The organism is Pseudomonas sp. microsymbiont 2 (genome assembly GCF_054788395.1).
The window spans coordinates 1,600,407-1,620,514 of the sequence record NZ_CM139112.1; the positions used below are offsets into that span (position 1 = coordinate 1,600,407).

Annotated in this window: 22 protein-coding genes; 4 read left to right on the forward strand and 18 right to left on the reverse strand. The window is 63.6% G+C overall.

Annotation, left to right across the window (positions count from 1 at the left end; all coding sequences use genetic code 11):
* Positions 1-33 precede the first annotated feature (33 nt).
* From ACYUME_RS07240 to ACYUME_RS07310, 15 genes are all read right to left on the reverse strand, one after another.
* Positions 34-1,152 carry a glycosyltransferase family 4 protein gene (locus ACYUME_RS07240; protein ID WP_279882350.1) on the reverse strand — a complete coding sequence of 373 codons (1,119 nt, stop codon included), beginning with the start codon at positions 1,150-1,152 and terminating at the stop codon, positions 34-36.
* 22 nt (positions 1,153-1,174) lie between these two features.
* Positions 1,175-1,591 carry a hypothetical protein gene (locus ACYUME_RS07245; protein WP_460418440.1) on the reverse strand — a complete coding sequence of 139 codons (417 nt, stop codon included), beginning with the start codon at positions 1,589-1,591 and terminating at the stop codon, positions 1,175-1,177.
* 50 nt (positions 1,592-1,641) lie between these two features.
* Positions 1,642-2,646: a WavE lipopolysaccharide synthesis family protein gene (locus ACYUME_RS07250; protein ID WP_460418441.1), complete on the reverse strand. Its 1,005-nt coding sequence runs from the start codon at positions 2,644-2,646 to the stop codon at positions 1,642-1,644.
* Positions 2,643-4,121, reverse strand: coding sequence for a GMC oxidoreductase (locus ACYUME_RS07255; protein WP_460418442.1), 1,479 nt, complete (start codon positions 4,119-4,121; stop codon positions 2,643-2,645). The genes ACYUME_RS07250 and ACYUME_RS07255 overlap by 4 nt, the downstream gene beginning before the upstream one ends.
* Positions 4,121-4,423, reverse strand: a complete 303-nt coding sequence (locus ACYUME_RS07260; protein WP_279882358.1) for a hypothetical protein — start codon at positions 4,421-4,423, stop codon at positions 4,121-4,123. Before ACYUME_RS07260 ends, ACYUME_RS07255 begins: the two co-directional genes overlap by 1 nt.
* 4 nt (positions 4,424-4,427) lie before the next feature.
* The gene (locus ACYUME_RS07265) at positions 4,428-5,045 is read right to left on the reverse strand and encodes a hypothetical protein (protein WP_279882359.1); all 618 of its coding nucleotides are present in this window, start codon (positions 5,043-5,045) and stop codon (positions 4,428-4,430) included.
* A complete protein-coding gene (locus ACYUME_RS07270) occupies positions 5,042-6,817 on the reverse strand; it encodes a hypothetical protein (RefSeq protein ID WP_279882361.1) in 1,776 nt (591 codons plus the stop codon). Before ACYUME_RS07270 ends, ACYUME_RS07265 begins: the two co-directional genes overlap by 4 nt.
* On the reverse strand, positions 6,814-7,140 hold the full coding sequence (locus ACYUME_RS07275; protein ID WP_161752555.1) for a cupin domain-containing protein: 327 nt from the start codon (positions 7,138-7,140) through the stop codon (positions 6,814-6,816). Before ACYUME_RS07275 ends, ACYUME_RS07270 begins: the two co-directional genes overlap by 4 nt.
* Positions 7,137-7,868: a glycosyltransferase family 2 protein gene (locus ACYUME_RS07280; protein WP_279882365.1), complete on the reverse strand. Its 732-nt coding sequence runs from the start codon at positions 7,866-7,868 to the stop codon at positions 7,137-7,139. Before ACYUME_RS07280 ends, ACYUME_RS07275 begins: the two co-directional genes overlap by 4 nt.
* A complete protein-coding gene (locus tag ACYUME_RS07285) occupies positions 7,856-8,512 on the reverse strand; it encodes an HAD family hydrolase (protein ID WP_279882367.1) in 657 nt (218 codons plus the stop codon). Before ACYUME_RS07285 ends, ACYUME_RS07280 begins: the two co-directional genes overlap by 13 nt.
* Positions 8,509-9,135, reverse strand: coding sequence for a PI-PLC domain-containing protein (locus ACYUME_RS07290; RefSeq protein ID WP_279882369.1), 627 nt, complete (start codon positions 9,133-9,135; stop codon positions 8,509-8,511). The genes ACYUME_RS07285 and ACYUME_RS07290 overlap by 4 nt, the downstream gene beginning before the upstream one ends.
* 6 nt (positions 9,136-9,141) lie before the next feature.
* Positions 9,142-9,897, reverse strand: a complete 756-nt coding sequence (locus tag ACYUME_RS07295; RefSeq protein ID WP_279882371.1) for a glycosyltransferase family 2 protein — start codon at positions 9,895-9,897, stop codon at positions 9,142-9,144.
* A gap of 11 nt (positions 9,898-9,908) precedes the next feature.
* On the reverse strand, positions 9,909-10,610 hold the full coding sequence (locus ACYUME_RS07300) for an ABC transporter ATP-binding protein (protein ID WP_279882373.1): 702 nt from the start codon (positions 10,608-10,610) through the stop codon (positions 9,909-9,911).
* Positions 10,607-11,395, reverse strand: a complete 789-nt coding sequence (locus tag ACYUME_RS07305) for an ABC transporter permease (protein ID WP_279882375.1) — start codon at positions 11,393-11,395, stop codon at positions 10,607-10,609. The genes ACYUME_RS07300 and ACYUME_RS07305 overlap by 4 nt, the downstream gene beginning before the upstream one ends.
* 89 nt (positions 11,396-11,484) lie before the next feature.
* Positions 11,485-12,936 carry a mannose-1-phosphate guanylyltransferase/mannose-6-phosphate isomerase gene (locus ACYUME_RS07310; RefSeq protein ID WP_460418443.1) on the reverse strand — a complete coding sequence of 484 codons (1,452 nt, stop codon included), beginning with the start codon at positions 12,934-12,936 and terminating at the stop codon, positions 11,485-11,487.
* 471 nt (positions 12,937-13,407) lie between these two features.
* On the opposite strand from ACYUME_RS07310, the gene ACYUME_RS07315 reads away from it, so the two are divergent.
* Positions 13,408-13,746 (forward strand): ComEA family DNA-binding protein, encoded by a 339-nt coding sequence (locus ACYUME_RS07315; protein ID WP_460418444.1) that lies wholly within the window; start codon positions 13,408-13,410, stop codon positions 13,744-13,746.
* A 55-nt stretch (positions 13,747-13,801) separates the two neighbouring features.
* Here the strand turns inward: ACYUME_RS07315 and ACYUME_RS07320 are convergent, their stop codons facing one another.
* The gene (locus ACYUME_RS07320) at positions 13,802-13,969 is read right to left on the reverse strand and encodes a DUF2897 family protein (protein ID WP_279882381.1); all 168 of its coding nucleotides are present in this window, start codon (positions 13,967-13,969) and stop codon (positions 13,802-13,804) included.
* Between the two features lie 184 nt (positions 13,970-14,153).
* Here ACYUME_RS07320 and pyrF point away from each other — a divergent pair, with 184 nt between their 5' ends.
* Positions 14,154-14,855, forward strand: coding sequence for an orotidine-5'-phosphate decarboxylase (gene pyrF, locus ACYUME_RS07325; protein ID WP_460418445.1), 702 nt, complete (start codon positions 14,154-14,156; stop codon positions 14,853-14,855).
* A gap of 73 nt (positions 14,856-14,928) precedes the next feature.
* On the opposite strand, the gene ACYUME_RS07330 is transcribed toward pyrF, so the two are convergent.
* Positions 14,929-15,930, reverse strand: a complete 1,002-nt coding sequence (locus ACYUME_RS07330; RefSeq protein WP_460418446.1) for an NADP-dependent oxidoreductase — start codon at positions 15,928-15,930, stop codon at positions 14,929-14,931.
* 178 nt (positions 15,931-16,108) lie between these two features.
* On the opposite strand from ACYUME_RS07330, the gene ACYUME_RS07335 reads away from it, so the two are divergent.
* Positions 16,109-16,870: an SDR family oxidoreductase gene (locus ACYUME_RS07335; protein ID WP_460418447.1), complete on the forward strand. Its 762-nt coding sequence runs from the start codon at positions 16,109-16,111 to the stop codon at positions 16,868-16,870.
* A 4-nt stretch (positions 16,871-16,874) separates the two neighbouring features.
* Here the strand turns inward: ACYUME_RS07335 and ACYUME_RS07340 are convergent, their stop codons facing one another.
* On the reverse strand, positions 16,875-18,050 hold the full coding sequence (locus tag ACYUME_RS07340) for an MFS transporter (protein ID WP_460418448.1): 1,176 nt from the start codon (positions 18,048-18,050) through the stop codon (positions 16,875-16,877).
* Positions 18,051-18,167: 117 nt separating this feature from the next.
* Here ACYUME_RS07340 and ACYUME_RS07345 point away from each other — a divergent pair, with 117 nt between their 5' ends.
* Positions 18,168-19,565: an aminotransferase-like domain-containing protein gene (locus ACYUME_RS07345; protein ID WP_460418449.1), complete on the forward strand. Its 1,398-nt coding sequence runs from the start codon at positions 18,168-18,170 to the stop codon at positions 19,563-19,565.
* The last annotated feature ends 543 nt before the right edge of the window (positions 19,566-20,108 follow it).

The following is a 20,108-nucleotide window of genomic DNA, read 5'->3' on the forward strand; positions in this document are numbered from 1 at the left end:
GAGAAGGGGGGAGGGCGCAGCCCTCCTGCCCGTTCACGCGCTTGGCCGTGAAACCACCTCACGGTACAGCGCCGAATACGCCTGCCCCAGGCCCTGGGCAGTGAACACATCCAGATAACGCGCGCGCGCGGCTTCGCCATAACGCTGCGCCAGCGCGGGATCATCCCACAGCGTCTTCATCGCCCGGTGCAAGGCATCGGCATCCATCGGTGGAACCACGATACCTGTGGATGCGTGCTGATTGATGAAGCTGGTGCCGGTGCCGATCTCGCAGCAGATCAGCGGCTTGCCGAGCATCGCCCCTTCGAGCAGGCCGATGCCGAAGGCTTCCGAGCGCAGGTGCGATGGGAAAACCACTGAGTAGCAGGCCTGCATCAGATTGATCTTCTGCTGCTCATCGACCCGACCGAGGAAGTGCACGTTGGACAGCTGGAGACGCTCGGCCATGCGCATCAGCTCCTGCTCCATGGGGCCGACACCAACGATCAGCAGTGGCCAGGGGGCCGACTGCATGGCCTTGAGCAGGAAGTGCAGGCCCTTGTAGTAACGTTGCACGCCGACGAAGAGGAAGAACCGTCCGCCGTATCGGTTGCGCAGCTGCGCCACTTGCTCGGCGTCCGCGACCGGGTACAGGGACTGGTCCAGGCCGATGGGGATCGACTGGGCCTTGTGCCGATAACGGCGCAGCACGCTGGAGCTCTGCAGATAGTTCGGACTGGTCGCGGCGATGGCATCCACGCGCCCGAGGAAGGCGTGCATCAGGGGTCGGTAGACCTGCAGCAGCACCTTCTGGCGCACGATGTCGGAGTGGTAGGTGACCACGCTGGGCTTGTTCAGGCCCTTGGCCAGATGGACAAGGTCCATGAATGGCCACGGGAAGTGATAGTGGATCACGTCGGCCTCTTGTGCGAGGCGCGCGAAATCCGCGAACACCGACCAGGAGAACCCCGTCGAGGCGACATTGAAGTTCTGCCTGGCCTGGAACATCCGCACGCTGGGTGTCTGCTGGGGCGGCAGGGGCTCATCGGCCAGGGACAGCACCGTGTTCTCGCAGCCCTGGGCCGATGTGGCATGGGTCAGGTGGCGGATGAACATCTCCACCCCCCCGAATTGCTCCGGCCCGAAGGTCTTGTAGAAGTGCAGTACTTTCACGGCAAATGCTTCCCCGCGACCATCAGGCGTCGACTGCCAGCTTGGTCCACAGGCCATCGACCTTCTGGATCGGGCACTGGGCGTTGAAGCCCGTGGTCTCGGTACGTTCGGCCTTCATGACCTTGGCGTTGCCTTCGACGTTGCTGAAGCTGATCACGCCGCAATCCTTGATGCGCACCACCAGTGGATTGACGTCGGCAAAGGTGCCGGCCTTGACGGCAAAGCCAGGGTAGCCGCTGATCGTCTTGTAGACCTTGCCGATGACCCGATGTGCTTCGAGGCGGGTCTCACCGTCGGGCAACTGGATGAAGCGCAGGTACTGGCCATCTTCCTGCGGCACGTTGGCTGCCTGGGCGGTGGCCTGGGCCGCTGGTGCTGCTGGCTTGTCACAGCCGGCAAGGGCCAGCAGGGCGGCGCCAACGAAGAACATCTTGTTCATGAAACGATACTCCGGGTGGTGGTGGTGGGGAAGTCTTGGCACGCCTGGGTTCAGGAGCGTTGCGCGCCCGTCAGGCGACGGTAGGCGTCGCGTGCCGCAAGGGCGAGGTTCGGTGAGAACGAAAACAGCAGCAGCGACGCCACCGAGACCAGCCAGCGACGGCGCAACCAGCAAAACGCGTATTTGTTGAGCAGCACGTGCAGGTAGCGCCGCACCCTGTGCGCCTTGCCGCGTCGTGCGCGCATCACGCGCAGCTCATCGGTGGTCATGATTGACCCAGGCGCATAAGGGGCGCTGAGGAAACGGGCGGGCGGGACGATGCCGAGGCGCTGCCAGTCGTGAACGTCGAAGTTGTCCAGCAGCAGGTCTTCCCAGGCGCAGAACAGGTCGAAGCGGGTGTGCGAGATATGCTCGAGATCCAGCTTCAGGCCGCATGCCTGGACGAAGCGCAGCAAGATGGCCTGTTCGGGCAGCAGGCGAAATTCGGTGTAGCCCTGGAATGTGCCAAGCGGATTGGTTCGCGGCCCATTTGCCAGGTACAGGAAGTCGGCCGTCAGTGGGCCGGTGTTCCAGAGCTTGCGCAGATCTTCGGTGCGGCCGAACTGCACGGTGTCGCTCAGGTGGAACAGGTAGCACAGCCGTGCCGGGTTGCGCAGGAACAGGTTCGACACACCCAGCTTGGCTTCAAGCAATTGCGCGGGCTGCTCGTCGCCCATCAAGGCCAGCACGGCGTCGCTGCACAGCACGTGATCGCTGCGCAGCTTCAGGGTGTACTCGCGCTCGGCCAGGCTCAGGCCATTGCTCACGGTGGCCACGAGCTTGTTGACGTTGTTGATGTTGCCGTTGGCATCGTCGAAGTGCCTGGCTGCGCGCTCGGTCACGCAGTGCACGCCTTCCAGCGCCAATTGGGCGCAATCGTCGGTGGTCGATAGGATGATCTGCGCACCTGGCAGGTATTGGCGCACACTTTGAACGGCACGTTCGGCGATAGCCTGGCCGCCCTCTGTCAGGGGACCCTGGATGACCACCGAAAGCCTGCTGCACGCGATGCTCATGCGTGGTCGTTCAGCTGGTCTGCCAGCATCCGGGCCAGGGCGACCACGGTGACTGTCGGGTTGCGCGAGCCGCAGCGCGGGAACAGCGAGGAGCCTGCGATGTAGACGTTGTCGCTGCCTTTGAGGCGGAAGTCCGCGCCGACCACGGCATTGTCGCCGGCGCTCATGTTCAGCATGCCAACCAGGTGGTGGGTGCCGAACGCGTCGCGATAATGCAACTGCTCCGCGGCGCGCACAGGAATTGCACCGAGGGTTTCCATCTTCGTGTAGATCGCTTCGATCACGGCGTCGTAGCGGTGCTTGTTGCCGTGATAGCCGTCGCTATCCATGCGCACGCCACCGCCTTCGTAGAACAGCGAGACATCCCACTGTGGCGGGATTTCGAGCAGGATGTACAGGCTCAGGGTGCCGGCCAGGTCCTCCAGCGACTCGCGAATGGCCCAGTCGTTGAGCTTGTCCAGATCCAGCGAACCGGCCAGGGCGGCGTCGTTGCCCGGGGTCATGAGGCCCAGGGTGGTGTATTCGATGCCGTCGAGCTCGCCACTGAGCTCCGGGATCACCACTTGCGCGGCGGTATTGACCTGGAAGAACGGAATCTTCGCCTGCGGCAGGCGGCACGCCAGCTCGGCGACGGCATGGTCCTGGCAGTAGCGGCCCATGAACGCCTGTGGCACTTCGGCCGGTAGGTCGCTTTTCCACAGCAGCTTCAGCGACTCGACACCGTGCGCGGCGATGATCACGCGATCGAAGCGGATGCTCAGTGGTCCCCGCGGGGTATGGCAGATCGCCTCGACGGCCTTGCCGCCTTCGAAACGCAGGCGTTCGACCAGGACTTCGTTGAGCACGCGGGCCTGGGCGCGGATGTGCAGCGATCGGGTCTTGGCGTCCATCGGACACAGCTCGCAGTCACCTGCGCCCATGCACAGGCCTTGACCTTCGACCGGCTCCATGGACAGGTTGTGTGCCTGCGCGCCGATGTAGGCCTGCGGGAAGAAGGGCGAGAGCGCCTCGTGCCAGCGCTCGGTGCCCTTGATCTCGGTGAGCGGATTGCGCTCGTCCGGGTCGCGCGGATCGGCGCTGATGCGCAGCAGCTGCTCGGCTTCACGGTAGTAGGGCTGCATCGTCTGGAAGTCGAACGGCCAGCGGAAGTCTTCGACCTTCTGCTCGAACATTGCCTGGGACAGGCGAAAGCTCAGGCCGCCCCAGTGATTGGAGCAGCCGCCATCGACCAGGATATAGTCCGAAGCGCAGTCGGGCGGCAGCTCCTCGGGCACGTTGAACGCGTGTTTCGACTCATAGGAGCGGCGAATCAGCGCATCGTGTCGATCCGCCTTTTCCATGGCGTTGAAGCGTGCGCGACGCTCGAAGATATTGAACTTCTCGCCGCGCTCGACGATCAGGCAAGGCCCCTTCAGGCCGTGGGCGACCGAGCGTCCGGCAAAGCCATTGCCGATAATCAGTGTTTCAACAAACATCAGCCTATGACTCTGTAGAAGCCGGGTGTGCCGAGGCTACGGGCGTAGGGCTCGGCCACGAACAAGGAGCGGTTGTGATGGATCAGGTGCTGCAGGATCGCCTGGCGGTCCTGCTCCGCGAGATTGCGCGAATACAGCTTGATCAGCAGCTCGGGCGGCATGTGATGGAACTTCACATCCGGATTGCCTTGCAGCAACGCCTGGAAATCGAGTGGCTCTTCCCGCGAACTTTGGCCGAGTCTGTAGCCCAGCACGCCGCTGGTGAGCACGCACAGCCCGGCGACGAACGTTCTGCGCTTCATCCGATCAAGCTCTCACGCGGACGATCCGCTCGTAGAAGAAGCGCGTCAGCTGCCGTACCTTGGACACCGGCCAGGCGATGATCGGGCCACTGAGGTACAGCTTCTCCATCAGCGTCGAGAGCAGGAACATCTGGTAGCGATCGGCGTCGGAGGCCTTGTCGGAGCCAGTCGATGTGCTGTTGAACGCACCATTGACGTGACGCCCCATGAAGCCCAGGTAGGGACGCGGCATCAGCAGGATGATGTTCTTCTCGCGCAAGTCCTTGAACAGGAACGTGAAGGTTGCCATCTTGCGGATGAAGTCCATGGCGATTTGATATTCGTGCAGACCGAAGTCGACGATCAGCCACGACTCGGAGGCCGCGCTCAGCTTTTCCCCGATCACGTTGGCGTCGGCGACGAACGCGCCGTTGTTGACGCTGCCCTTTTCATGCAGGAAGTCGTCCAGCATGAACTGGCGCAGCGCCGGCGCGGCGCTAGCCTCGGGCGTGGTCCACTTGCACTCGTCGATCACGATCACCGAGGTCAGCAGCGAGGGTTGCAGGCGCACCTGCGACAGGTAGGTGGCCACCTGTGCTTGCTGGCCACGGACCGCCTCCTGGGAAATCAGGAAAATATTCATTTTTGGCGCGCCACATAGCGATGGAAAGGGGTGGAGTTGTAGATCGCCCGCACGCATTCCCGGAAGCTGGTGAAGTAGAAGATCCCGCCATTGTTGCGATACAGCTTGAAGGCGGACAGCACGATGCCCGGCAACGCCAGTGCCCGAGGATGGAAGTACTCGCCCAGGTCCTTGTAGAACCAGCTCTGGATCGGACGTTGGCGCACCATGTTACGGAACTCTGTGCTGCCATAGACCAGGTTGCGCTTCGCCGCGACCGGATCGGCGAGGAACTGCAGCGCGATCGACTCGACCACGGTATTGGGCAACTGATCCAGCAATACCCACTTCTCGAAATCGCGGATGAAGGTCGTGACCGACTCCAGGTCGTTGCCGAAGCTGCAGCTTTGCACCACGCTATTGACCAGCTTCAGCCAGGCGCGCGAGCTGATGCTCTTCAGGCCGGTCGGGATGTGCGGTGCCAGGTCGGACTTGACGTACTTGTCGGCGAATCGCTGCAGACGGATCAGTGCATCCTCCGCGGACATGCGAATCAGCGGCTTCTTGCGCAGTGGCGAGAATTGCGCTGGGCCAATGCTCTTGTAGCGGCCGTTACGCGACTCGACCGGTGCTTCGGTGCCGAGCAGGGCGCGGGATGTGACCGTCTGGGTGATGCCGTGGGGGTTGACCCGGGTCGGCACGCCGCCCTTGGAGGCGCGAATGCCGTGCTCGATATCCTCGAACTCGGCCCATAGCAGCGACTCGTCCAGCGGGAAGGCTTGCCACACTTCCTTGCGGCACACATACAGGCTGCCGGTCGGGTAGCTGGCATCCTTGGTGTAGCGCATGGGGCTTGCGAAGCAGAAACCGGTGCGCTCGACTTCGGCGAACAATGCCGAGGCGATGCTGACCACCGCATCTTCGCGGCGGTGCAGGCCTTTCATGCCTTCGGCGATCGAGCCCATGGCCATGGCGTAGTCCGAATAGCGACGCGGCCCGAAGTTGCGCACGTTGTCGAAGAACATGCTCTGCAGCGTCATCAGCGGATAGCGCGGCCCGAAGCGGCGAACCATTTCACCGAAGTGCGCGGGCAGGAACACCCGGTCGTGGAGAATGACCAGGTTGTTGTAGCGCGCTTCGTCGGCGAGGCGGTTCTTCTTCTTGCAGATCTGCACAGGCGGCGCGGTGATGTCCTCGCCGACGATGCGCACCTGCTCGAAGTAGCGGAAGTTCTTGCCGGGCGTGCCGCAGAGCAGAATCTCCTTGTGCGGGATGTCCAGCTCGAGAATGCGCTCGACCACGGCATTGAGCACCGTGGCGTCCTCGGGACCGACCGGGATGCCGAAGGTCCAGCTGTCCAGGTCGTCATCGCCTTGGGCCGGCAGCAAGCCGGTCTTGCGATAGGTCACGCGGTTGGCGCCGCGCTCCACGCAGGTCAGCGCGGCGCTGAAGTAGTCACGGTCCAGGTAGCTGTCGAACGGAGCGTCCTCGATCAGCGTCAGGCTCTGGCCCACTTCGAGAAAGTGCACGGCATCCCACAGTAACAGCGGGCTCAGCTGCGAATCGCTCTGTACGCCGTAGAAGCAGTACGAGCCAGCGCCGTAGATATCCAGCGGTCGCTTGGCCGCATGCATGCCCTTGAGGGTGACAGCCGGTTCGGCCTGCTTGAAGCGGCGGAAGGAGAACAGGGTCTGGCCACCTTCAGGCAGGCTCAGGTCCGCCGGAATCGGGCGCAGGTTCTTCGCCGGCAGGTAGCCCAGTTTCGGGTCATGCTGGAACTGAATCGTCTTCATTCTTCTACGACGTACTTGTCATTCAGGGCGCCTGGCACCTTGACCACGACGGTCACGGCGTCGCTCAGGGCCTTGAAGGCGGTGATGTCGCCAGGCTCGAGCACCACGATCTCGCCGGCGCCCCAGGTCTTGCCGCACATCTCGACTTCACCGGACAGGATCAGCGTCACCTCGGTGGCGATCTTGTGGTAGTGGGCGGCCTCGGCGTCGCCCGCGACGTAAGGTTTGACGGCGACTTCACAGGCCTGGGTGCTGAAGGCGGTGGGGGTGAAGCCACCGACGAACCAGCCCTTGACCATGTCTTTCAGATTCGCGGAGTTCATCGTGGGCCTACATTCTCGAACGCATGGAGCTGGTGAGAGTTCTTGAGCGGGTGGTACTGGCTAGGGTCCACACGGAAGGTGCCGATCTTCTTGTGCAGCAGCACCAGTTCGTTGAGCGAAGGCGCGATGTAGTAGGCATCGTTGACCTTGGCGTCCTTGCGGATCATCTCTTTCACCGCCTCGACGAACACGCTGCCCTTGGCGAACCAGTACAGGCCGGCGACGGCGTGGTTGCTGATCGGGTTCTTCTCGGCGGCCTCGACCACGCAGCCATCGCTGTTCTTGCGCACGAACGAGTAACGCGGGTGCAGCGATTTGAAAACCACCACGCCGGCGTCGCATTCTTCGCCGCGGAAACGGGCGACGATGTCCTCGAGCGAGGCATCGAGCAGTTCGTTGCAGCTGAGGATCAGCAGCTCGTCGTCGTTGTCGATGCTTTGCGCCGCCAGCAGTGCCGTGCAAGCCGCGCCCATGGTCAGGGCGTGAACCGGCAGCACCGAGGCGATCGGGCTCATCTGGTGCAGCATGTTGCGCAGGTGGAACTTGGAAACGTCCGCCTTGGGCAGCATGCAGGTGATGCTGGCAGGCTCCAGCTTCAGGCAGCTCTCGACCAGGTGCTCGATCAGCGGCAGGCCGTCGCGTTCGGCCAGGTAGGCCGGGTAGCTGCTTTCCACTGCCACGGAGTTGGTTTCACGGGCGGCGAGCAGGATGATGTTCAGCTTGCGCACAGTAGGCTCTCCTGCTGAGTGGCTTGGGCATTGATTTCCTGGATGCGGCTGGTGATGTTGTCCAGGTTCACATCCTCGACATCCTGCACCACCAGGACGTGGGCACCGGAAGCACGGGCGGCGCGAATGCCGTTCTCGTTGTCTTCCACGATCAGGCACTCTTCAGGCAGCAGTCCGAACGACTCGATGGCCTTGGTGTAGATATCCGGCGCCGGCTTGGCGTTGACCACGTCCTCGTTGGACAGCTTCAGGTCCAGATACTGGTCCAGGCGGGATTTCTCCATCATCACTTCGACCGTGTTGCGGATCGAGTTGGAGGCTACCGCCAGCTTGTAGCCCTGGCTTTTGAGCGACGACAGGGCGCGCTGGTGGACGAAGGTCGGCTTGCACTGCGCGTAGACGATTTCCATCGTGTACATCTGCTTCATCTCGTTGATGAAGGCATGCAGCTCCACTGGCAGGTCGCGCTCGACGCTGAGCATATCCAGCTTGCGCGAGGTCGGCAGGCCGTCGTAGGTGGTCAGGTGCTCGTGGCGGCTGATGGTATGGCCGAACAGGTTGAGTGCCTTGTTCAGCGCTTCGTAGTGCCAGTCCTTCGCCTCGATCAGCACACCGTCCATGTCGAAGATAACGGCTTTGATCATGATGTCAGTCCCTTGAAGTAAGAATGAGCGGTTTCAGGTAGGTCGGTGCACAGCGTGAGATTGGCTGAGCCCTGGAAGGCTTCGAGCAGTCGCCACAGCGGCAGGTGATCGCGGCCATGCAGCTCCGAGGACACGACGCAGACCTGTTTGCCCAGGCCCAGAAGGTCGGCGAGCTGAGCCGGCGAGTACCACTCGGCGGCGAAACTGTCGAGCCACACGCCGTCGGCCTCGTCCAGCCAGGCCGGCACGGGTTCGACGTCGCTCTGACGGGTGTAGGTGCGCACACCACTGGCCAGGTAGGCGCGCATGTCCGGCACGGCCATGTCGAAGACGAACCAGTTGCTGTGACCGTGGGCTTCGAAGGCGGCCTTGAGCGGGGCGCAAAGACCGTCGGCCTTGATGTTCATGGCCAGTGGCAGGTTGCGCCCGGCCATGATGGTCAGCAGCTCGTCCAGGGACATTTCACTGCCATCGGGCATGTCGTGCGAAATGACCAGGCGCCCAGCCACGTCACGTACGTCGGTTTCGGTGCCGAACCCAAGGTCGAACGAGCGCTGGAAGGCCACCTTCAGGTTGCGCTCGGGCTTTTCCAGCCAGTAGCCGCGGTGACTGATGATCTGCATGATGGCTCAGCGTCCTGCGCAGGCTTTTTGGCTGAGCGGCAGCTCGAGGAACAGGTTCAGGTCCGCCGGGATGCCCAGGCCGTACATGCCTGCGGCCTCGGAACCGATGTTGTAGTGAATGACCCGGGCCTGGTCCTCGATCATTTCGTTGTAGGCGGGCGCGACGTAGAACTCGCCATTGACGCGCAGCTCTTTCTCGAACATCGATTCGATGGCTGCGATCAGCTGGCGACCGCTGCGGAAGTTGTAGATGCCGACAGTGGCTTCGTCGGAAATCACTTCCTTCTCGACCACACGGTTGATGAGACCATTTTCGGCAAAGCCGACGAAGGACCACTTGGGGTCGTCGGCCTTCATGGTCATGATCAGGCCGTCGGCGTCCTGCGCCTGCATGGCGTGCAGGTAGTCATTGATGTCGACATCGACGTACTGGTCGCTGTTGGCGATCATCACCGGATCGTTGCTGTCGATCAGTTCCTTGGCCGCATAGACGGTGCAGGCGGCGCCTTCGGTGAGGCCGTCCAGCTCGACGATGGCGCAGCCCGGCGCCCAGCTTTCAAGCTTCTCCTTCAGGCCGTAGGCTTGTACATGGGCAGCCTGGCAGATGAAGATGAAACGGTGCTCGCAGGCAGGCGTCAGGTTGTCGATGACCACCTTGATCATCGGCACCGAATGTACTGGGATCAGCGGTTTCGGGTCGGCGTAGCCTGCTTTGGCGAAACGGCTTCCAGCGCCGGCCATGGGAACGACAATATTAAGCATCTGCTACTCCTTCACTGGCGTACGAGGTACTCGTCGTACGCGTCTACGACGTCACTGGCCGGGCCGATCATCTGCACCCGTCCGTCCTTGAGCCAGCACACTCGAGTGCACAGCTCCCTGATGCGTGGCGAATCATGCGAAACGAACACGACCGTCTGGTTGCCCGTCATCATGTCTCGCATGGTGGCCTCGGCCTTGTCGCGGAAATGGCCGTCGCCGACACTGAGCACCTCGTCCAGCAGGATCACGTCCGGGCGCGAGTGCATGGAGATGGCAAAGCCCAGGCGCGCCTTCATGCCGGTGGAGTAGCTGCGCACCGGTACCTGCGCGCTGGCATGCAGTTCGGCGTAGTCGAGGATCGCGTCACTCAACTCATGCATGCGCTTGCGGCTCATGCCCATCAACATGCCACTGAGGACGATGTTGTCCCGGGCATCGAGGTTCTCGTCGAAGCCCAGCTGCAGATTCAGCAGCGATACGTTGGGGACCGACTGCACCAGGCGTCCGCGCGTCGGCTGGTAGATGCCGGCGAGGACCTTGAGCAGCGTGCTCTTGCCGGCTCCGTTGCTGCCGACCACGCCAAACGTCTCGCCCTTGGCGATGGCGAAGGACAGGTCATGAAGCACGGTGGTCGAGCTGCGCGACAGCAGGCGCAGGCCATTGCGGAACGTCAGCGATACGGATTCAGCCGTCAGGGCGGCGTGGGTGCTCATTTGCTCAGTGCCATGGCGTAGGCGTTCTTGTTTCGTGACAGGAATAGCGTGGCGAGCGCGAACAGCAGCACGGCCCCGCCCAGCAGTGCCAGCAGGTCGCCTGGCAGCGGTGCGCGGCCATGCATCAAGGCGTCGCGATACATGGAAATCAGGGCGGCGAGCGGGTTGAAGTCGAGCAGCCAGCCGAACTCCGCCGGAATGTTGGCTTTGTCGTAGAACACGCCGGAGGCGAACATCAGGAACTGCAGGCTGGTGGCGATGATGATGCGCAGGTCGGGCATGAAGGGAATGAGCCCGGCGACAAAGACGCCCACTGCCGCCGTGAGCACCAGTTGCACCATGGCAATCAGCGGTACGTAGAGCCAGGACCAGCTTGGCGTGACGCCGATCAGGCACAGGAGCAGCAGGAGCAAGGCGACGACCAGCGCTTCCTTGACCAGATCCTTGAATATCGATGTCAACGGAAAGATCAGAGGGTCGATTCGACAGTGTTCGAGAATGTGCTTTTTCTCGTAGATGGAGTCGACGCAGTTCATCACGCTCTTGTTGAACCAGGTCCAGAACGTGACGCCGATGATCAGGAAGACGGCGAAGTTCTCCACCCGAATTTGCAGCAGGTGGCCGAACACGACGTAGTAGATGCTGAGCAGGAGAAGGGGCTCGAGTATCCACCAGGCAAAACCCAGGCGGGTTCTGGTGGACTCTGACTTGAGCCCGAGGCGGGCGCGCTCCAACGATATCTGCACGATCGGCCAGATACTTCTGCGTCCTTGCAACCAGCTCACAACCCTGCCCCGCTGAATTTTAAAGCGCGCATCCTATTCGAATGATGGCATTTCGTCCAGCGATTGCTACAACAATATGACTGATTAGTTCAATCGGATCGATGAGTGGTTTGCTGTGAGAGATTTCTGAAAATTCGTTGGTATTTATCCTCGAACCGCACGATATCGTCCTCGCCAAGGTACGCCCCGGACTGCACTTCGATCAGTTCTAGCGGTACTTTGCCCGGGTTGGAGAGGGAGTGCCTGGCCCCCAGCGGAATGTAGGTCGACTGGTTCTCGGTGAGGATCATCTCGACGTCATTGCAGACGACCCTGGCTGTGCCGCTGACGACCACCCAATGCTCGGCGCGGTGGTAGTGCAGTTGCAGGGAAAGGCTTTCGCCGGGCTCGACGGTGATGCGTTTGACCTGATAGCGCTCGCCGCAGTCGATGGTGTCGTAGTAGCCCCAGGGGCGGTTGACCAGTGAGTGGCTGGCATACTCGTTGCGCTGGTCCGCCTGCAACTGCCTGACGACCTCGCCGACCTGTTGGCTATCCTCCTTGCGCGCCACCAGCACGGCATCCTTGGTCTCGATCACGACCAGATCCTCCACGCCGACCGTCGTCACCAGGCGGTGGTGCGACTGGATCAGGCTGTTGCGGGTGGCGAACGCCAGCACGTCGCCTTCGATGGCGTTGTCGGCGGCGTCGCGTGGCCTGGCTTCCCAGATCGACGCCCAGCTACCCAGGTCGCTCCAGCCTGCATCCAGTGGCACAACCAGCGCATCGTCGACATGTTCCATCACTGCGTGGTCGATCGACTGCGCCGGGCAGCAGGCGAACTGTTCGGCCTGCACATGCAGGAAATAGTTGTCCTCCTGAGCGTGGAGCAAGGCGTTGCGGCAGCAATCGAGAATGTCGGGCCGCAGGCGCTGCAGTTCGTCGAGCAGGCGCGAGGCGCGGAACATGAACATGCCGCTGTTCCACAGGTGGCGACCACTGGCGACATAGGCCTCGGCCACGTCCTGCGAAGGTTTCTCGCGAAAGGCCAGCAGTGGGTAGCCGCCTTCGATGCAGGTCTCGCCGTACTGGATATAGCCGAAACCCGTTTCCGCGCGCACCGGCTTGATGCCGAATGTCACCAGCCGGCCCAGGCTGGCGTGCGGCAGGGCGACTTCGATGGCGCGCTGAAAGGCGGCCTGATCCTCGATGTAGTGGTCGGCCGCCAGCACCAGCAGTATGGGATCCTGCGCATCGCGCCGCGCCTGCAGCGCGGCGAGCGCAATGGCTGGCGCGGTATTGCGCGCCATCGGCTCGAGAATGATCCTGCGGCTGTCGCGCCGTGCCTGGCGCAGTTGCTCGGCCACGACGAAGCGGTACTCCTCGTTGCTCACCACCAGGGCAGGCGAATGTTCCAGGCCATCAAGGCGTGCAAGTGTGCGCTGGAACATCGTGCCCAGGCCCTCGCCATCCAGGGCGAGAAACTGTTTGGGGTAATTTTGGCGGGACAGCGGCCATAACCGGGTGCCGCTGCCACCAGCCAGAATGACGGGGGTGAACATATGAGCTCCAACTCACTTCGATGGAAAATCCGCGCGCGCATTATCCTGTGCCGCACGGTGGAGCCGCAACCTGGCCGCGTGTGAAGGAAAAATCCCTTGGGCTTCGCTCGTTGCCGACAATTGATAGTTGGGCGGAGCAACTTGTTAAGTCGCTTGAGTTGTCTGTTCCAAATGGCCTGCCAGGTAATTCATGTTTCCAGTGGCTGAAACCTGGGTTGGAAAGTGGCGAACTCGATGGTTGCGAGTGCCGCCACCGCATAGGGGGCCAGCGGATGATTGGCGCGGGCCTGGTAGGCCTATTCGGTGCGGCGCGTCCGAATCCTGTGCCTGCCTGGAGAGGTTTTTGGCGCTGTTCAATTCGGTAACGTTTTTCCGATGTGCCTATCTTCTTCCGGGCGTGATCAGCGACTAGGGTTGACCTGCAGCTAGAGGAAAGCTGCATTTGATTCGCAACTTCAAGGAGTGTTGAAAATGCCTAATATCGTTATGTCCTGGCTGTTGCTGCCGTTGTTCGCAGTCCTGCCGCTCACGCTCAATGCCGCGCCAGCCAACCAGGCCGCGTCAGCGGCGCTCAGCGTCACTCACCAGGTCGAGGGTGTTGCTGGGTCGCAGGTCAAGACTGATCTCAATAGCGCGGACGCCCTCACGCTGCAGCAGAATCTCAACGGCATCGGCAAGGCCAAGGCTGAAGCCATCGTCGCCTACCGCGAGGCTCATGGGCCTTTCCAGTCGGTAGATGAACTGCTGGAAATCAAAGGCATCGGCAATGCGCTGCTGGAGCGCAACAGGGACAGGCTGGTCGTGGAGTAGTCAGTTGCCGCGCCGGTCGGCATTGCGCCGACCGGTTCGATGGTCAAGCCCGCCTTCAGCGATCCTGTGCATCCTTGGCGTCCGCTTCGGCGTTTCGCTCGTGCACCTTCTTCAACTGCTCCTCGGTCAATGGCAGTTTTTTCGCGGTGTCGCGCAGCAACATCAGGCCGGCGACGATCGAGCCTAGGGCTATGATGAGTATCAGCCACGCATACCAAGGCATAGGGTATCTCCTGTCGTCGTCCTGAGAGCATCGTTTGCAGAGGGTTCGAGTGGTCTGCGTCTACGTAGGTTCAATTATAGACGCCGCCAGTGGCCGGGCCAATTTGCATGACCCGTGGCCCCCAAACCCCTGGCCACTTCGTTTACAATGCGCGCCGTTCACGACTTGCCAAGAGACCCTGCCCATGTCCGCCTGCCAGACGCCCCTGATCGTCGCCCTGGATTTCCCCACCCGTGATGCCGCCCTGAAGCTGGCTGACCAGCTCGATCCGGCGCTGTGCCGGGTGAAGGTCGGCAAGGAGCTGTTCACCAGCAGCGCTTCGGGCATCGTCGAGACGCTCTGCAGCAAGGGCTTCGAAGTATTCCTCGACCTCAAGTTCCACGATATCCCCAACACCACCGCCATGGCGGTCAAGGCCGCGGCCGAGATGGGCGTATGGATGGTCAACGTGCACTGCTCCGGTGGCCTGCGCATGATGTCGGCGTGCCGCGAAGAGCTGGCCAAGCGCAGCGGCCCGCAGCCGTTGCTGATCGGCGTGACCGTGCTGACCAGCATGGAGCGCGAGGACCTGGCCGGTATCGGCCTGGATGTCGATCCGCAGGAGCAGGTGCTGCGCCTGGCGGCGCTGGCGCAGAAGGCTGGCATGGACGGCCTGGTGTGCTCGGCGCTGGAGGCGCCGGCGCTCAAGGCGGCGCATCCGGCGCTGCAACTGGTGACCCCGGGGATTCGCCCGGCGGGCAGTGCCCAGGATGACCAACGCCGTATCCTCACCCCGCGTCAGGCGCTGGATGCCGGTTCCGATTACCTGGTGATCGGGCGTCCGATCAGCCAGGCGGCTGACCCGGCCCAGGCATTGGCGGCAGTGGTGGCCGAGATCCGCGGCTGATCCGAGGGATTGTGGGAGCGCCGCACCGCCGCTCCCACAAAACCTGTCTGCGCGTGAGCGCAGCACGCAATGATCAGACCTTCAGCACCAGCTTGCCGAAATTCTCGCCGCTGAACAGCTTGAGCAGCGTTTCGGGGAAGGTTTCCAGCCCGTCCACCACATCTTCCTTGCTCTTCACCTTGCCGCTGGCCAGCCAGCCGGCCATTTCCTGCGCGGCCTTGCCGTACTCCTTGACGTAGTCCATCACCACGAAGCCTTCCATGCGCGCACGGTTGACCAGCAGCGACAGGTAGTTGGCCGGTCCTTCGACCGCCTCCTTGTTGTTGTACTGGCTGATGGCGCCGCAGATCACCACCCGGGCCTTGAAGTTCAGGCGCGACAGCACGGCGTCGAGGATATCGCCGCCGACGTTGTCGAAGTACAGGTCCACGCCATTGGGGCACTCGCGCTTGAGGCCTGCCAGCACCTCTTCGGCCTTGTAGTCGATGACGCCGTCGAAGCCCAGCTCATCGCGCAGGTACTGGCACTTCTGCGCGCCACCGGCGATGCCGACCACGCGGCAGCCTTTGATCTTGGCGATCTGCCCGGCAATGCTGCCGACCGCGCCGGCGGCGCCGGAGATCACCACGGTGTCACCGGCCTTGGGCTGGCCGACGTCGAGCAGGGCGAAGTAGGCGGTCATGCCGGTCATGCCCAGGGCCGAAAGGTAGCGGGGCAGGGGGGCGAGCCTGGGGTCGATCTTGTGCAGGCCCTGGGGTTCTCCGGTGAAGTAGTCCTGCACGCCCAAGGCGCCGCTGACATGGTCGCCGGGCTTGTAGTCCGGGTGATTGGAACTGACCACCTCGCCGACTCCCAGGGCACGCATGACCTGGCCCAGGCCCACGGGCGGGATATAGGACTTGCCTTCGTTCATCCAGCCGCGCATGGCCGGATCCAGGGAGAGGTAGAGGTTCTTCACCAGCACCTGGCCTGCGCCCGGCTCGCTGGCGGGCACCTGCTCGTAGGTGAAGTCGTCGCGGCGCACGGCGCCGACCGGGCGTTTGCTGAGCAGGAAGCGGCGATTGGTGTAGCTCATGGCGGATTCTCCTGGATAGAGGCAAGGGGCACGATGATCGACCCGCTGGATGGGCGACGTCACGCAAGATCACCGCGAACGATAGTAGTCCAACCGCGCCCCTGATGATGCTGCCCAGCCCGACGGCGCGCTGACTAGACTCAGCGCGGACTTTCCATCCTTTTTGCAGGAGCCAGTGATGAGCATGACTTTCTCCGGCCAGGTCGCCCTGGTCACCGGCGGTGCGGCGGGTATCGGTCGGGCGACGGCGCAGGCGTTTGCCGCCGAGGGGCTCAAGGTGGTGGTGGCCGACCGGGATGCGAGCGCAGGCGAAGCCACCGTGGCGCTGATTCGACAGGCCGGTGGCCAGGCGCTGTTCGTCGCCTGTGACGTCACCCGCGACAGCGATGTGCGCCAGCTGCACGAGCAGGTCATCGAGGCCTATGGCCGGCTCGACTACGCCTTCAACAACGCCGGCATCGAGATCGAGAAGGGCCGCCTGGCCGAAGGCAGCGAAGCGGAGTTCGACGCGATCATGGGGGTCAACGTCAAAGGTGTGTGGCTGTGCATGAAGTACCAGTTGCCACTGCTGCTGGCCCAGGGCGGTGGCGCCATCGTCAACACCGCCTCGGTGGCTGGTCTGTCGGCGGCGCCGAAGATGAGCATCTACGCCGCCTCCAAGCATGCGGTGATCGGCCTGACCAAGTCGGCGGCCATCGAGTACGCGAAGAAGGGGATTCGGGTCAATGCGGTGTGCCCGGCGGTGATCGACACCGACATGTTCCGCCGCGCCTACGAGGCCGACCCACGCAAGGCCGAGTTCGCCGCGGCGATGCACCCGGTCGGGCGCATCGGCAAGGTCGAGGAGATCGCCAGCGCCGTGCTCTACCTGTGCAGCGACGGCGCGGCGTTCACCACCGGGCACAGCCTGACCGTCGATGGCGGGGCGCTGGCGATCTGAGCGGCTAATTCTGCCTCTGTGGGAGCGGGTTCACCCGCGAAGAGGCCCGCGCGGATAGCCACAGCATCAGCGCCACCACGGCACAGCCCGCCAGCAGGGCGCCGCCGAACGCTTCCAGCGCCGTGCGCGATCCGAGCTGGTCGCTGAGCAGCCCGGTGAAGATCACCGGCAGGCTGAACCCCAGGTAGGCAAGCAGGAAGAACCCGGCACTGGCCCGGGTTTTCTCCTGGCCGGCCAACTGGTTGACCGCCGCCAGCCCGCCCAGGTAGATGAAGCCATAGCAGGCGCTGCTTGCAGCGACAGCGCCCAGCAGCACGCCTGGCAGATTGCCGCTGTCGGCGCCCCAGGCCAGCAGCCCGTAGCTGCACGGCAGTATCAGCAGGCCCAGCAAGGTCGCCTGGGTACTGGCCATGCGCCGTGCCAGAGGCTGGAACAGCAAGCCGCAACTGATCACGCAGAAGGTCGAAAACCCTGACCAGGCGCTAAGGCCGTGCTGGCGCAGGATCCCCGGCAGCAGGGCGATGACCAGTCCCACGCAGGCCCAGGCCAGCAGGATCGCCAGGCCGTAGGCCAGGCTGCCTGCCGGGTAGAAGGGCAAGCGCAGCATGGTGCTGCGCTGGGCCGGCCGTGGGTCGGGCAGGCGCCAGGCCAGCAACAGGGCAAGGGCGGCCAGGGCCAGTTGCAGATGGAAGCTCGCGGGTGTCAAGGTCGGTCCGCGCAACAGGAACAGGCTGGTCAGCGCCGCGCCCAGGCCGAAACCGAGCGATGTGCTGGCGGTGACCCAGGTCGCGGCGCGACCGCCATCCTCAGGCGCCATCAGCTCGCTCATGTAGGCCGTGGCGGTGGCCGAGGCCAGGCCCGTGCCCAGCCCCAGGAACAGCCGCGCCACGCCCAGCATCTCGAGGCTTGGCGCCAGCAGCATGAGCAGCGTGGCGACCATCGACAGGAGCAGGGCGGCGATGATCAGCGGGCGTCGTCCGACCCGGTCGGCCAGTCCGCCAAGGGCCAGCAGCACCGGCAGCACGCCGAGCACATAGCCGGAGAAGGCCACTGCCGTGGCTGCGGCGCCGCGTCCGGACAGGTCGGCATAGGTGATGTACAGCGGGGCCTGGAGGTTCACCGCCAGGGTGATCAGGCACAGGGCGAAAGCCAGCAGCGCTGGCGCGTGACGAGTCGGCATCGAAGCTATCCATCGGGTCGGTTTCGCGCAGCATCGTTCGCCGGGGGCGGTCTCGCCAAGACACACTATTGCGGCATTTGTGCTTAACTGTTCGCCTGAAATCAGCGAACACTTGCCATGCAATTCACTCTGGATCGCCACCACGCCTCGCCTTTGGTCGAGCAATTGACCTGCCAGTTACAAGCCTGGATCGAACAGCAGCGCCTGCGTCCCGGCGCGCGCTTGCCGTCGATCCGCGCCCTGGCGCGGGAGCAGGCGGTGAGCGCGTCGTGCGTGATCGAAGCCTATGACCGGCTGGTGGCCAGCGGTTGGCTGGAAGCGCGCCATGGCGCCGGCTTTTTCGTTGCTGAACGCAAGCGCGGCCTGCAGCCGGATGTCGGCACGCCGTGGGGCGAGGGGATCGACGGCAGCTGGCGGCAGTTTCGCGAGGGGCACGACGAGTTGCTCAAGCTCGGCTGTGGCTGGTTGCCGGTGGCCTGGCGCGCCGAGGCCGAGCTGGCCCAGGCCATTCGCCAGGTCAGCCGTGGCGCGCCCGAGGCCCTGTTCGACTACTGCCCGCCCCAGGGCCTGGCCAGTCTGCGCCTGCAACTGCACAAGGGCCTGGCCCGACTGGATATCGCCGCCGAGCCCGAGCGGATTCTCACCACCCAGGGCGCCAGTCATGCCCTCGACCTGCTGGTGCGCACGCTGCTGTCACCGGGTGACAAGGTGCTGGTGGAGCGCCCCGGCTACTACAACCTTTACAACCTGCTGCGCCAGCACGGTGTGCAAATGCTGGAAGTGCCGCGCACCGACCACGGTCCGGACCTGATGGCGTGCGAACGGTTGCTGGCCGAGCATCGTCCGCGCTGCCTGTTCATCAACAGTCTGTACCAGAACCCGACCGGCACCAGCCTGACGCCCAAGGTCGCCTACCGCCTGCTGGAGCTGGCCCGCGAGCATGACCTGCGGATCGTCGAGGACGACCTCTACGCGGATTTCCAGGATGGCCCGGCCACCCGGTTGGCGACCCTCGATAGCGAGCAGCGGGTGATCTACATGGGGAGCTTTTCCAAGACCCTCAGCAGTTCGCTGCGGGTCGGCTACCTGGTGGCGGAGCCGGCCTTGGTGGCGCGCCTGGCCGAGTTGAAGATGGTCAGCGGTATCGGTACTTCGCGCTTTGCCGAGCAGGTGATCGGGCAGATGCTCGCCAATGGCAGCTACCGCAAGAGCGTGCAGCGCTTGAGAGTTCGCCTCGGCCAGCACATGGCCAAGGTGCTCCGGCAGTTGGAGGCGTGCGGTTGGGAGGTGTTCTGCGAGCCTTTCGGCGGCATGTTCGTCTGGGCGCGGGTGCCGGGGCGCGGCTTTGCCGAGCTGGAGCGGCTGGCGCTGGAGCATGACGTGCTGCTCACGCCTGGCAGTGCGTTCGACCCCCAGGGACGGGCTTGCGACTGGCTGCGCATCAATGTCGCTTACGGGCAGGATTCCCGCGCGCAGGCGTTCTTCGCCCACGCAGGGCGACCCTCGGCGGTCTGAAAACGACACGTTCATAGCCAAATGACACCATTTGCCTGGCGGGCTCTTGTGACGGCGTACGGGTCATTGTCACTCTTGCCGGATCGACGACGGCGGGGGATCGGTGATGGCGGTGACCAAGCACGGTGTACTGGCCAATCTGGGCATGGCGCGCAAGCTGGGGCTGGGGTTCGCCCTGGTGCTGCTGCTGACCCTGGTGGTGGCGGCCATTGGCGTGTACGCCTTGAACGGCATCGGTCAGCGTTTCGACGGGCTGCGCCAGATGACCCAGTTCAACACCGACCTGGCGCGGCTGCGCCAGCACGAGCAGGCGTTCGCCCTGCGCTCGGACGTCAAGCAAGCCGATGCGCTGCGCAGTGGTTTGCAGGGGCTGGCCGAGCGTATTCGCGAGGTCCCGGCGATGGCGGCGGCCGAGGCCGATCTTGGCGCCTATGGGCAAGCCTTCGATCAGTTCGTCCAGGCGGTGCAGGCCAAGGAGCTGGCGCTGGACATGGCCAGCTGGTCGGTGTCCAGCGTCGCCAACAACCTTGACGTGTTGCAGGC